The organism is Collimonas sp. OK607, assembly GCF_900111995.1.
GTDB lineage: Bacteria > Pseudomonadota > Gammaproteobacteria > Burkholderiales > Burkholderiaceae_D > Collimonas.
This window is the reverse complement of the sequence record NZ_FOKF01000002.1, coordinates 54367-68039: the sequence shown is the minus strand read 5'-3', so window position 1 is coordinate 68039 and position 13673 is coordinate 54367. Positions and strand designations below refer to the sequence as shown.

The 13673-nt window shown below is 55.6% G+C and carries 12 protein-coding genes; 7 read left to right on the top strand and 5 right to left on the bottom strand.

What is annotated here, in order from left to right; translation table 11 throughout:
- The first annotated feature begins 23 nt into the window (after positions 1-23).
- Positions 24-1211, top strand: a complete 1188-nt coding sequence (metC, locus tag BM029_RS01950; protein ID WP_092432146.1) for a cystathionine beta-lyase — start codon at positions 24-26, stop codon at positions 1209-1211.
- Positions 1212-1244: 33 nt separating this feature from the next.
- Here metC and BM029_RS01945 read toward each other — a convergent pair whose 3' ends face one another.
- From BM029_RS01945 to pedF, 3 genes are all read right to left on the bottom strand, one after another.
- On the bottom strand, positions 1245-3545 hold the full coding sequence (locus BM029_RS01945) for a TonB-dependent receptor (RefSeq protein ID WP_092432144.1): 2301 nt from the start codon (positions 3543-3545) through the stop codon (positions 1245-1247).
- A 42-nt stretch (positions 3546-3587) separates the two neighbouring features.
- Positions 3588-4427 (bottom strand): substrate-binding periplasmic protein, encoded by an 840-nt coding sequence (locus tag BM029_RS01940; protein WP_092432143.1) that lies wholly within the window; start codon positions 4425-4427, stop codon positions 3588-3590.
- A gap of 87 nt (positions 4428-4514) precedes the next feature.
- A complete protein-coding gene (pedF, locus tag BM029_RS01935; protein ID WP_092432141.1) occupies positions 4515-4985 on the bottom strand; it encodes a cytochrome c-550 PedF in 471 nt (156 codons plus the stop codon).
- 305 nt (positions 4986-5290) lie between these two features.
- On the opposite strand from pedF, the gene BM029_RS01930 reads away from it, so the two are divergent.
- Entirely contained in the window at positions 5291-7201 is a 1911-nt protein-coding gene (locus BM029_RS01930; RefSeq protein WP_371329074.1) for a sigma-54-dependent Fis family transcriptional regulator, read from the top strand.
- 56 nt (positions 7202-7257) lie between these two features.
- Here the strand turns inward: BM029_RS01930 and BM029_RS01925 are convergent, their stop codons facing one another.
- On the bottom strand, positions 7258-8190 hold the full coding sequence (locus BM029_RS01925; RefSeq protein WP_211482425.1) for an alpha/beta fold hydrolase: 933 nt from the start codon (positions 8188-8190) through the stop codon (positions 7258-7260).
- Positions 8191-8302: 112 nt separating this feature from the next.
- On the opposite strand from BM029_RS01925, the gene pqqA reads away from it, so the two are divergent.
- The 5 genes from pqqA to pqqE all read left to right on the top strand — a co-directional run bounded on the left by pqqA (position 8303) and on the right by pqqE (position 11553).
- Complete coding sequence (pqqA, locus tag BM029_RS01920; protein WP_139217194.1) at positions 8303-8377, top strand: pyrroloquinoline quinone precursor peptide PqqA; 75 nt, start codon at positions 8303-8305, stop codon at positions 8375-8377.
- A gap of 123 nt (positions 8378-8500) precedes the next feature.
- Positions 8501-9418: a pyrroloquinoline quinone biosynthesis protein PqqB gene (pqqB, locus tag BM029_RS01915; protein ID WP_092432135.1), complete on the top strand. Its 918-nt coding sequence runs from the start codon at positions 8501-8503 to the stop codon at positions 9416-9418.
- Entirely contained in the window at positions 9415-10125 is a 711-nt protein-coding gene (gene pqqC / locus BM029_RS01910; RefSeq protein ID WP_092432133.1) for a pyrroloquinoline-quinone synthase PqqC, read from the top strand. The genes pqqB and pqqC overlap by 4 nt, the downstream gene beginning before the upstream one ends.
- A 29-nt stretch (positions 10126-10154) precedes the next feature.
- Positions 10155-10418 (top strand): pyrroloquinoline quinone biosynthesis peptide chaperone PqqD, encoded by a 264-nt coding sequence (gene pqqD / locus BM029_RS01905; RefSeq protein WP_092432130.1) that lies wholly within the window; start codon positions 10155-10157, stop codon positions 10416-10418.
- Positions 10396-11553 (top strand): pyrroloquinoline quinone biosynthesis protein PqqE, encoded by a 1158-nt coding sequence (pqqE, locus tag BM029_RS01900; RefSeq protein ID WP_092432129.1) that lies wholly within the window; start codon positions 10396-10398, stop codon positions 11551-11553. Before pqqD ends, pqqE begins: the two co-directional genes overlap by 23 nt.
- A gap of 29 nt (positions 11554-11582) precedes the next feature.
- On the opposite strand, the gene acs is transcribed toward pqqE, so the two are convergent.
- Positions 11583-13565, bottom strand: a complete 1983-nt coding sequence (gene acs, locus BM029_RS01895) for an acetate--CoA ligase (RefSeq protein WP_092432127.1) — start codon at positions 13563-13565, stop codon at positions 11583-11585.
- Positions 13566-13673 lie beyond the last annotated feature (108 nt).

The window sequence follows — 13673 nt, the reverse complement described above, 5'->3', positions numbered from 1 at the left end:
TTCTCATATGCAAAGAGAACCAGATGTCAAAAATTTTATCGAAAAATCTTCGCCCCCACACCCGCCTGCAAAGAAGCGGCAGCGCGCCTGCGTATCGAGGCGGCAAGGCGGTCAATCCACCCGTGGTACGCGCATCCACCGTATTGTTCGAATCGGTCGAAGAAATGGCGGCAATGCGTGCGCGTCGTAACGACGAACGAATATTCACTTATGGCGCGCGCGGCAACCCGACTGCATTTGCGCTGGAAGAAGCGATTGCAGATATCGAAGGTGGATTTCGCACCAGGTTGTTTCCGACAGGACTAGCGGCAATCGCCATGGTCTTCACCACCTACCTGAAGCCCGGCGATCACGTTCTTATCGCGGATTGCGTGTATCAGCCTGTACGCCATCTGGTGGGAACGTTCATGCAGCAGTTCGGCATCGAGGCCACCTTCTTTTGCGCCGACGGCAGCGACATCGCCCAGAAAGCCAGGCCGAACACCAGGATGCTCTACGTCGAATGCCCCGGTTCGCTGGTCTACGAGCTATGCGACATGCGTAGCCTGGCGGCACTTGCCGAGACTCACGGCTGGCTACTGGTAGCTGACAACACCTGGGGCTCCGGCCTGCAATACCAGCCGCTGGCCCTGGGCGCCGATGTCTCAATCGTCGCCGCCACCAAATATCTGAGCGGCCACTCGGACGTGATGATGGGAGCGGTCACTACGACCGAGAAGGCATGGCAACCGCTGGCGATCATGACCGATGCGTTCGGCATGACGGTCAGCCCTGACGATGCTTACCTGGTCTTGCGCGGCACCCGCACGCTCGCAGCGCGATTGAAGTTGCACGAACAGCATGCCATCAAAGTCGCGCACTGGCTGCTTGCAAGAACAGAAGTGGCACGCGTGTTCTGCCCTGCTTTGCCGGGCCATCCAGGCCATGACATCTGGCAGCGCGATTGCCGCGGAACCAACGGTTTGATTTCGTTTGAATTCACCCACGCAGACCTGCCGGCGGCAACGGGCTTTGTCAATCGGCTGGCACTGTTCGGGATCGGCGCCTCGTGGGGCGGTTATGAAAGTCTGGCCACCCTTTCCGATCTGGGCGCCGCTCGCAGCGTGACCGACTGGTCGCGTGCCGGCCCCATTGTCCGCCTGCATATCGGACTGGAAGACCCGGACGATTTGATTGAAGATTTAGCGCAGGCGTTTGCGGGCTCGGATTAATTTCGAACCATGCCGTGTGCGTACCTATCACAATCACTTCCAGCTATAACGCAGACCTAACCAGATCCCGCGCGGCGCCCCATAGCCGCGAAACTGTTCGATAGTGGGATTGGCGGCGTCATACGCCTGGTTAGGTCCGTTGAAATAGTTCTGACCAAGAATACCGAAATTTGCATACTGTTTGTTCAACAGGTTATTGACGCGTGCGAAAAATTCCAGGTCATGGCTGATTTTGTAGCGGGTATCGAGATTGATCACACCATAGCCAGGTACTTTGCCTTGGGTGTCGCTATTGTTTTCATCGCCGCGTGCAAAAATGGCGCTATTGAGGATGCCGCTAGCGCCGATCGACCATTTTTCGCTAATATCGTAATCAAGCCTTAGTTTGAAAGAGTGGCGTGGAATGCCGGGAATCTGGTTGCCTGGCTTGACCTGAATGACACCGTTGGCGTCTGCGGCAGAATTGTTCGGGCTACTTTCCGCAAACGGCGACTGGAAAGTCGCGTCGATAAAACTGTAGTGGGCAGACACACCCAATGCGCCAAACCTGGTGCTTGCGGACAGCTCGAGCCCCTGTCGGCGCGTCTTGCCGACATTCTGAAAATAGCCGGCATTGGTGGCAACGCCATTGCTGCTGATGAACTGGATATCGTCATCCAGATCGGTTCGATAAAGGGCCGCGCTCCATTGCGACTCCTCGCCGAATTTACCTCGGGCACCTAACTCCAGCGTGCGCGAAACCACCTTCTTCAGCGCCGGATCGGCAATAAAATTATTGGGCAACTGGCACGGTGCGTCAGGATCGGCGCAAGTCAGTTCCACCGGCGTAGGCGTTCGCATTCCTTCGCTGTAGGAACCATAGATAGTCACCTTCGATGTCGGGTTGTAGTTCACGCCAATGGCCGGATTGAAACGTGAAAACTGATGATCGCCATTGAGCTTCGGCGACTCACCGGTCTGGTCGGCAATGCTGATACGCGCCAGGTTGTAGCGTCCGGACAATGTCAGCGTCCAGCGGTCAGTCATCGATAACGCATCCGAGAAGAAAATGCCGTAATAACTGTTACGGGTTTTGGCATCTGTGGCCTGCTGAAAATCGCCGATGGCGACCGTACCGCGATCCGGCGTGAATTCCGCATCTTGATTTGCCTGAGTAAAGCGGGCGTTGCCAAAATCGCCGCTGGCGCCCAATACAAACTGGTTCTTCTTGCCGCCCAGCTCGCCCAGCAAGGTCATTTGCAGGCCGAGGCCGTATCCGGCCTGATCGATCTCCGAGCGATTATTCGTTGCCTGCGCCATATCGACCGCACCTGTGGCAGCATCTGCCTGGTCGCCATCACCGTTGACATTACTACTGAAACCGCTGTTCTTGTAGTGGCGATAATACAGATTGCCGCTGATAAGTACCTTGTCGTTTACGAAGTGGCTACCCTTCACCGTCAAGAAACCAAGCTGATTCTGGTTGCTATCAGGATAGGTATAAGCCTGGCGGATATTGTTGGAAAACGACATCGGCAAGGTCTGCGTGCCTTGCAGCGAATTGTCGGCGGCACTCAGGCTGATGTCCAGATCGGTGGTGCTGGTCTGGTAGCCAATTTTGCCGAAGAACTGCTGCACCTTGCTCGGATTGTGATCGGCCCAGCCATTATCCTTGGAATAATTACCGGTAAAAAAATAATCCAGATTGCCACTGGCTCCAAACTTCCCGCCCTGTTCGAATTCGGCCGTCTTGCGTCCGAAGGAACCAGTCGATACTTCCACTGCCCCACCCGGATTTTGTGCACCGCTTTTAGTGTAGATCGCCAACGCCCCGCCGAGCGTATTGAGGCCGAAAATCGGATTTGACCCGGGAATCAACTGGATGCTGGAAATCGCAGATTGCGGAAGCAGATCCCAGTTAACCACATCACCGAATGCTTCATTGATGCGCACGCCGTCCTGAAATACGGATAAACCCTGTGGCAAGCCAAGCAGCGGCGATGCGGTAAATCCACGAAAGCTGATGTCCGGTTGAAACGGATTACCCTGCGACGAATTGATGGTGACACTGGTCGGATTCTGCTCCAGGAACTCAGCCAGATTGCCCTGTCGCTGAGTGGAGAGATCCTTACGCGTAAATACCTGCACGTTACCAGCGACGTCACGAATCGGGGTACCAAGCCCGGGTAATGGCGTAGTGCCAATTACTTCAATTGTCGGCAACTCCATGGCTTCGGCCGGATTGTCGGCACGTGCCTGAGCGGACCAGCATCCGGCGAATGCAGTAGCAAAAATGACAACAATTTTACGTCTGACGGGGAACCCCGACGGCGATGCAGCAAGAGCGCGTCTCATTATTCGAATTTTTCTGTTTGTGTTATCAGAACAACGGGAATATCAGGGCGTGAGTACTTTCACGCCGTGTTTAGCAAAGATTGCCGCCATCTCGCCGGATGTCACCAACGCATTGGTCGCGTCTTGCAATAGTTTGACGAGCTCCGGGTCGCTCTTCTTCACCGCCATGCCAACCACCCAGCCTTTGGGGGGCAAACGCTGGAACGTGACTTCACTGATGCGATAATTCGGATCGTCTCGCAGCACCGATTCGATTTCCGACAGGTTCGCAACAACGCCATCCAGCTCGCCTGCTTTCAGCCGTTCCAGTGCCGCCGTTGCCGTCGGGTAGATTTTTACGTCATCCCGGAATTTCCCATCTTCGGCGCCAAGCAGCACGACCGCACTTATCGACACTTTTTCCACGCCGATTTTTTTCCCGGCGATCGAATCCAGATTCTCGAATTGCGGCACTTTACGTACGTCTGTAACCAGGCGTACTACCTCGCGATGATATGGCGCGAAAATTTCCACCTTGTCATTCTGATTCATCAGACTCGGGTCTACCGGTACATGCAGCATCACATCGGCCGGACCGTACCCGAGATAGTGGCCTTTCCACACCATATTGCGCAAATCTTCGTCGAGATCGTCGCCCGCCGGAAACGGTAGCAGACTCAGCTTCAATCCCGTTTTTTTCGCCAGCGCTTCGGCCAGATCGATATCGATGCCGCCACCACCCGCCGAAAATGGCGCGAACTCGTTGTACACCGCCACCTTCAATATTCCCGACTGCTTTATTTTTGAAAAATCTTCCCCGGCTCTTACCGGCGGACTAATACCCAGGAACAGGCAAATGAGCGCCAGTATCGCGATACAGGCTCTGTAAGAAATTTTGGTCATGATGCGGCGCTCCGGTGTTTAGTATCGGCAGTCATATGCGGGATGATCGCGCCAGCCGGATTTCAACCGGCGACGCGGCCACGTCGACTATTTAATCGCGCGCACAGTCTCAAGGTAAGCCTTGATGGACCACATTGCTTCCTGGTTCAGGATGCCTTCGAACGGCGGCATGTAGACCGCGCCGTTACGCACTTTCCCGTGACGGATGGATGTCAGGAAATATTTATCAGTTTCTTTATAGCAAGCTTGCTTTTTGACATCTCCCTTCAGGTCGACGCAATCGCGATCCAGCAAACGCAGGTCGGGAGCGATGCCACCGGATTGCGCCTGCAATCCATGGCAACGCGCGCAATTTTCCGCGTAACCCGAGGTACCGATCTTTATCGCCTCTTTCTGGCCGCGGTAAGGATTCTCGTCTCGCCACTCTTTGCCGAGCGGCGGCAAGGTCTTGGTGTCGATAGCTTGCGGGGTTACGTCGCCATGCGCTGAGGCTGTCACGGGCATGGATGCAGCGGCCAGCAAAGCGCACGCTGAAATGATGGTTCGGATGGTTTTCATATAGTCTCCTCAACAGTTTTTTAAAAGAATGAGGAGAGTTCAGCAATTGCCGTGCCAGCGGAAATTCCACATACGGCACATTTTTCCTGTCACATAACGGAACAGGTGCTACATTAATCAACAATACAAAATATAAAAATGAACACCTGCAGCTTCAACAGCAAATTCAGCAGCAAATTCAGCAGGAGTTCAGCAGGAGACAAGTCATGTCACGATTGACAATAAAAGAAACGAATAAAAGTTCGCCCAAGGGTATATCTACGGCCGTCGCAAGCAGTGGCACGTTTTCTGCATGCGATGCGCATATGATGATAGAAGAATCCCGTCAACGCTCGATAGCCTACGGTTTGTCCGAAACGGAAAAGCCGGATTTCAGTCCCATCGCGCGGACTGATTTCTCGCTATTGCTGGAACAGAACCGCATCCTGCATGCACATGCGTTGCCGGTAATGGAAACGCTGTACGAACAAATCATCAATACGCACAACATGGTCATACTGACCGACGTCAACGGCTTGATCGTACATACCCTGGGCGATGACGACTTCCTGGAAAAAGCCAACCGGGTTGCGTTGAAACCGGGTGTCATCTGGTCCGAAGCGAGCAAGGGAACCAATGCGATCGGCACTGCGATCGTCGAGAACCAACCGGTGCAAATCCACGCTAATGAACATTACCTGCAAGCCAATCACTTCCTGACCTGTTCCGCTGCGCCAATTTCCGATCATCAGGGCAATGTGATCGGCGTGCTGGATGTGACGGGCGACCAGTCCAGTTTTCACAAGCACACGATGGCGCTGGTGCGCATGTCTGCGCAGATGATAGAAAATCACTTGTTTTCAACCGCATTCCAGCATTCGATCACCTTGCACTTCAACACCCGGCCGGAATTCATCGGCACGCTGATGGAAGGCATCGCTTCGTTCTCTCCTAGCGGCAGTTTCCTTTCCGCCAACAAGACCGGCTTGTTCCAGCTTGGCTTGTCGCTTTCGGCACTGCAATCGCACACCTTCAGCTCCCTGTTCGGCCTGCCCATCTCGGCCCTCTTCGACCACTACCGCACGGCGATGCCTGGCCTGCTCAATCTTTGCATGCCCAGCGGCGTGCGCGTATACGGACGCGCTGAATTGAATAGCGCCAACAGCATATTCCAGCAATCGGCCGAACTGGTCCGCCACAACGACGATGGCGCCAGAGATGGTGCTAGAAGCAGCAACCTGGGTTCTCCATCCGCCCATGCCACGAACCAGAACGCCAGGCGTCTGTCCGGCCTGCGCTATCTGAACACCGGGGATCCGCAGGTCGCCGCGCTGATCGACAAAGTCAACAAGGTGCTGGGACGCGACATCCCGATTCTGGTCATGGGTGAAACCGGGACTGGCAAGGAGTTGCTGGCACAAGCGATACACAATGACTCGCCACGCGCCAACGGTCCTTTCGTGGCCGTCAATTGCGCATCGATCCCGGAAACATTGATCGAGTCGGAATTATTCGGCTACGAGGACGGCGCCTTTACCGGCGCCCGCAAAAAAGGCGCCGTCGGCAAGATCCTGCAAGGTAACGGCGGTACGCTTTTCCTGGACGAAATCGGCGATATGCCGTTCAGCCTGCAAGCCCGTTTGCTGCGTGTGCTGCAGGAACGCATGGTCACGCCGCTGGGCAGCACCAAATCGATTCCGGTGAATATCGAACTCATTTGCGCGACCAATCGCAATCTGCGGGACATGATCGCAAAGGGTGAATTTCGCGAAGATCTCTACTATCGGCTTAATGGCCTGGTGGTCAGGTTGCCGCCGCTACGCGAGCGGACCGACATCGAAACGGTCGTAGAAAAAATATTGCTGGCAGAATCTTCGGGGAAAACCTATACGGTCTCGCCAGAAATCATGCAACTGTTCAAGCAACACAACTGGCCGGGCAATTTCCGCCAGCTGACGAACCTGCTGCGTACCGCGATCGTCATGGCCGACCAGGAAAACATCATCCAGCGCCAGCACTTGCCTGACGATTTCCTTGAAGATATCGACCTGTGCCTCACCCCGAAACCGGAGGAAAGCACGAACTGGCGGGTGTCCAACGGCGCCAATCTTGAAGAGATGGAAATTTCGGTCATCCAGCAAGCGCTGGAGTCCAATGGCGGCAATGTGTCCGCCACGGCCAAGGCGCTGGGCGTATCCCGCAACACAATTTACCGAAAACTCCCTCCCCAAAAATAAAATCCGGGCGCTGCGGTTAAGGCTGACGATCGGCCCGGAAGTATCATTCAGGCGATTCATCTCAGGTCGCAGATAGCCTGCGTCAATGCTGCTTTTATCGCGGCATCTGCCGGGGTATGCGTTCCGCCATTAATCCACCGCAGCTCTGCGTGCGGCATGAACCGTCGCAAGCGCCATGCATTCTCCGGCGGACAGATCCAGTCGCGCGTGCCATGAATCAAAATGGTCGGTACCGCCACCGCATTGCGCGCGGCACGGAACAACTCCCGTTCGCTGGTAAAACAACCCTGAGACAGGTAGTGCGATTGCACCATGTATTTCACTACAGCCGCCGGGTCGGCCTCAACTGAACCGGGTGACGCCGACACTCCGGTCATCGCCTGCATCAACGCATTCTCGTATCGCTGCCACCGCGTTGCGGCATCGCGTTGTTGCTCCACTGTTCCATTCTGCAACAGCGCTGTCAGGAATTGGAGCACATTGTCTTTTTGTTCTCGCCTCCATCCGCTTGTCAGCTCCGCCCAGGCCTCCGGCGCCAACGCCTGCAGCGATTGAAAAAACCAGGTCATTTCCCGAGAACTGGTTAGAAATACTCCGCGCAGCACCAGGGTGCTCAATCGTGCCGGATGACGCCCTGCATACAAGACTCCCAGCGCAGCGCCCCACGAGCCGCCTACGACCATCCACCGCGCAATCTGCAGGTGTTCGCGCAAGCGCTCTATATCCCGGACCAGGTCGGCGGACCGGTTATGCGCCAGCAAAGCAGCAGGCAGACTCCGTCCGGCCCCGCGCTGATCGAACAGCACCACGCGCTGCCGCGACAAGTCGAACCAGTCCAGCATGCCCGCGTGACAACTGCTGCCCGGGCCGCCATGTAAGACCACGGCGGGCGGCCCGTCGCTGCAGCCGTATTCGGCGAAATACAAGCGATGGCCGTCGCCTACGGGCAGATATCCGTCTTGAACAGGCTCAGGAAAAGGCTTCGGCATGGAACTTGCGTTTATCGACATGATTGCATCAGTTTCCAAGAAATACGATCGGCAATGCTGACATGCAATCACAAATCGTACCCGTTATTTTTCTAATTGAATGGAGACAAACATGACCTGGAGCAAACCTGAATTTTCCGACCTGCGTTTTGGCTTTGAAATCACGATGTATATCGCCAATCGCTGATCCTTCGTTATTAATCTTTAGTTGTTGTTAACCCTCAGCTATTAATCGCCTCTGATTCATGAGGACCGCGCGGTAACCACAAAACAGTTACCGCGCTTGATTCAAGGCTTAAGCGAAAGCACAATGAAAATCATCGTATTAGGATCTGCAGCAGGTGGCGGCTTCCCCCAGTGGAATTGCAACTGCCGTAACTGCAACGGTGTACGCAACGGCAGCATCAACGCCCGGGCGCGTACGCAATCGTCGATTGCCGTGTCATCCAACGGCAGCGATTGGGTACTGATCAACGCCTCTCCAGACATCTTGACGCAAATCCGCGCCAATCCGGCTTTACAGCCGGCACGCGGCAAGCGCGATACCGGCATCGCTGCAGTGATGCTGATGGACGCGCAGATCGACCATGTCACCGGATTATTAATGCTGCGCGAAGGGAAACCGCTTCCGCTGTATTGCACCAGTGCAGTGTGGGACGACCTGACCGGCGGCCTGCCGCTGGTCCACGTGCTGTCGCACTATTGCGGCGTCCAGTGGTATATGCTCACCGCCAATCACAACACCGCACCGGTGGAATTACCGCAGATAGCAGATATCAGCTTCACCCCGCTCGCCCTTTCAAGCAAGGCACCGCCCTACTCGCCGCATCGGGAAATGCCGCAGCCTGGAGATAATCTGGGCCTGATCATCGAGGATAAGAAGACCGGAAAAAAAGTCTTTTACGCTCCCGGCCTCGGCGAGATCGAGCCCCACGTCCTCAAGGCGATGCATGGCGCCGATTGCATTCTGGTGGACGGTACTTTCTGGACCGCCGACGAAATGATACAGCTGGGCTTTTCCAAAAAGATGGCCGCCGACATGGGACATCTGCCGCAATCCGGCAAGGACGGAATGATAGAGGTGCTGGACGCGATCCCCGATACGCGCAAGGTCCTGATTCATATCAACAACACTAACCCTATCCTTGACGAAAACTCCGCTGAGCGCGCGACGCTCGCACAGCATGGAATTGAGGTCGCATTTGACGGAATGGAAATCACACTATGAACGACGCAATGGAGAGTAACATCTTGCCGCCCTGGAATCGCACCGAATTCGAAGTACAGCTACGCGCCAAAGGAGCGGGTTATCACATCCATCACCCGTTCAACGTCAAGATGAACGACGGCTTGCTCAGCCGCGACCAGGTGCGCGGATGGATCGCCAACCGCTTCTACTATCAAATCAGGATTCCGCAAAAAGATGCGGCAATCATTGCAAATTGCCCTGACCGCGAAACCCGTCGAAAATGGGTAAAACGCATACTCGACCACGACGGTTGGGAAGACAATGCGGGCGGCATCGAAGCCTGGGCGCGGCTCGCTGCGGCAGCAGGCATTCCGGGCGATGAGGTGTGGTCGTTGCAGCATGTCGCTCCCGGCGTGCGCTTTGCAGTCGACGCCTATGTCAATTTCGCGCGCTGTGCGCCATGGCAGGAGGCCGTCTGTTCGTCGCTGACTGAAATGTTCGCGCCCAAAATCCACAAGGACCGGTTAGCCAACTGGCCCCGGCATTATGCATGGATCGAACCTGACGGCTTGCAATACTTCCGTAGCCGCATCTCGCTGGCCGAGCGCGATGTCGAACATGGCCTGCAAGTGACACTGGATCATTTCACCACCCGTACGCAGCAGGAACGTGCGCTGGAGATACTTCAATTCAAACTCGACGTGCTGTGGAGCATGTTGGATGCGATCGAAAAGGCTTATCCCTGACCTAATTCAATTTTTTTATTGGAGCCATCATGAATGTCCCGCCAGAAAAACCCAAATTATCCAGGCTGTTTCGGCTGCAGTGGGAGGAAGCACAAAGCGACTACGTGCTGCTCTACCCTGAAGGCATGGTAAAGCTGAATCGCAGCGCCGCCGAGATCCTCAAACTCTGCGACGGCGAGCGTGACGTTCAGACCATCACACACGACCTGGAACGCGCGTTCTCGGTCGCCGGATTAAAAGAAGATGTCAATGATTTCCTACGGATTGCCAATGAACGCAACTGGATTTCCTGAAAAGGGCAATCAGGCCGCCCCGCCACCACTCTGGCTGCTGGCTGAGCTAACGTATCGTTGCCCGTTGCATTGTGTGTTTTGCTACAACCCGCTCAATTACGCAGAAAACAAAAAGGAATTGAGCACCGCGCAATGGATCGACGTGATGCGCCAGGCACGCAAACTGGGTGCGGCCCAACTCGGGTTTTCCGGCGGCGAGCCTTTGCTGCGTGACGATCTCGAAGACTTGATAGAAGAAGGCCGCAAGCTCGGCTACTATACCAACCTGATCACATCCGGTATCGGCCTGACGGAAAGCCGCATCGCCCGGATGAAGCAACTGGGACTCGACCACATCCAGCTGTCGTTCCAGGATTCGACCAGGGAAATGAATGATTTTCTGTCTAGTACGAAGACTTTCGACCTGAAGTCGCGCACCGCCAAGCTGATCAAAGCGTACGACTATCCCATGGTACTCAACGTCGTGCTGCATCGCTACAATCTCGATCACGTTGCACGCATTATCGATATGGCGCTCGAGATGGGAGTCGAATACCTGGAACTGGCGAATACACAATACTATGGCTGGGGTCTGGTCAATCGAGCACATCTCATGCCGAGCCGCGAGCAAGTCGAGAAGGCGGAGGCCATCGTCAACGAGTATCGCGCCCGGATCGGTAACCGCGTCAAGATCCTGTTCGTCGTTCCGGATTACTTCGAAGAACGGCCAAAAGCCTGCATGAACGGCTGGGGTTCGGTTTTTCTCGCGGTTGGCGCCGACGGCACCGCCCTGCCTTGCCATGCGGCCAGATCCTTGCCCGGCATGGAATTCCCGAACGTAACGCAATACAGCCTGCACGACATCTGGCAGCATAGCGACGCCTTCAACCGCTATCGCGGCGACTCCTGGATGCAGGAGCCGTGCCGTAGCTGCGACGAAAAGAAAAAGGATTTCGGCGGCTGCCGCTGCCAGGCATACGCGTTCACCGGCGATGCGGCCGGCGCGGATCCGGTGTGCAACAAGTCACCGCATCACGACGAAGTAAAGAAAATCGTCTTGCACGCCCGGTCACGGGATGATGCGACATCTGTGGAAAAACCGGTGTTGTTCCGGACCGACGCCAATTCGCGCCTTTTCTTTGAGAACAAGGGCTGACACCGGCACTGCCGGCGTCAGCGCCAACTTCAGGCCACCTCTTTCAATTGCTCCAGAATAGCCGGATTCTCCAATGTCGAGATATCCTGCGTCACTTCTTCTCCCTTGGCTAGCAGACGCAACAGGCGCCGCATGATTTTTCCGGAACGGGTTTTCGGCAGATTATCCCCGAAACGCAATTCTTTCGGCTTCGCGATCGGACCGATTTCCTTTGCCACCCAGTTACGTAGTTCGGCCGCAATCAGCTTCGCCTCGTCACCCACTGGCCGCGATCGCTTGAGAACCACGAAAGCACAAATCGACTCCCCCGTCGTGGCATCCGGCTTACCGACCACGGCCGCTTCCGCCACCAGCGGATGGGCAACCAGCGCCGATTCGATCTCCATCGTTCCCATCCGGTGGCCCGACACGTTCAACACATCGTCGATGCGCCCGGTAATCGTAAAATAACCGGTTTCGACATCACGGATAGCGCCATCACCGGCCAGATACAACTTGCCGCCCAACTCTTCCGGAAAATAACTCTTGATGAAACGCTGCGGATCGCCCCAGATATTACGGATCATCGAAGGCCATGGGCGCTTGACGACCAGGATACCGCCCTGCCCGTCAGGGAGATCCTTGCCGACCTCATCGACCACGCCGATCATGATGCCCGGCAGCGGCAAAGTGCACGAGCCGGGCACCATGGCAGTCGCGCCAGGCAACGGGCTAATCATATGGCCACCGGTTTCGGTCTGCCAAAACGTATCGACGATCGGGCATTGCCCGCGCCCGATATGCTTGTAATACCAGAGCCAGGCATCGGGATTGATCGGCTCGCCGACCGAGCCTAGCAGGCGCAGACTCGTCAGATCGTATCGTTGCGGATGCACCTCCTGATTGGTGTCGGCGGCTTTTATCAGGGAGCGGATTGCCGTTGGCGCGGTATAAAAGATCGTCACCTTATGTTTCTGTATCATCTGCCAGAACCGCCCTGCATCGGGATAAGTCGGCACGCCTTCAAACACGATTTCAGTCGCACCGGCAGCCAGTGGCCCGTACGCAATATAGCTATGGCCGGTCACCCAGCCGATATCGGCGGTACACCAGAAGACGTCGGACGGCTTGAGGTCGAATGTCCATTTCATCGTCAGCGTCGCCCATAGCAAAAAGCCGCCGCTTGAATGTTGCACACCCTTGGGCGTGCCGGTCGAACCTGAGGTATAGAGGATGAAAAGCGGATGTTCAGCGCTCACCCACTCCGGCTCGCACACGTCCTGTTGACCTGCCATCAAATCGGCAAGCCACAGATCCCGCCCGGCGACTTGCCCTGTCATGTTTCCCGTGCGGCGATGGACGATGACATGCCTGACGTCATCGCAGCCGCCCATCTCAAGCGCCTGGTCGACAATCGATTTCAACGGCAACGATTTGCCGCCGCGCACTTGTTCATCCGACGTAATGACGGCAACAGCGCCGGCGTCGATGATGCGTTCCTGCAAAGACTTGGCCGAGAATCCACCGAACACGACCGAATGGATCGCCCCTATGCGGGCACAGGCTTGCATCGCGGCTATACCCTCGATCGACATTGGCATATAGATGACAACCCGGTCGCTTTTCTTGACGCCCAGCGCTTTCAGTCCGTTCGCAAATTTGCATACCTTCCGATGCAATTCCCGGTAAGTGACCTTGGTCACCTCGCCGTCATCCGCTTCGAAAATGATTGCCGTCTTATCGGCATTGCCGTTGACAAGATGCCGGTCCAGGCAATTATAGGAAACGTTCAGATGACCGTCTTCAAACCATCTGTAAAACGGTGCATCGGATTCATCCAGTGCTTTGGTAAACGGTTTTTGCCAAATCAGGTTTTCACGCGCCAGCCGCGTCCAGAAGCCTTGATAATCGCGCTCGGCTTCAGCGCATAGGGCGCGATACGCATCCATGCCAGAGATCGTAGCGTTTTTCACAAAATCCGTCGAAGGGTGAAATTGCCCCGATGCTTGCTTTAACAGTGTGATGTCGTCCATATCTATATCCCGCATGTAAAAAAAAAGCTGACGACCGCAGTCGTCAGCCAAAACTGCCCAGGGAAGAGCGGAGGAGCCGACGCTATACCGCAACAGTCTGAAGGGCAG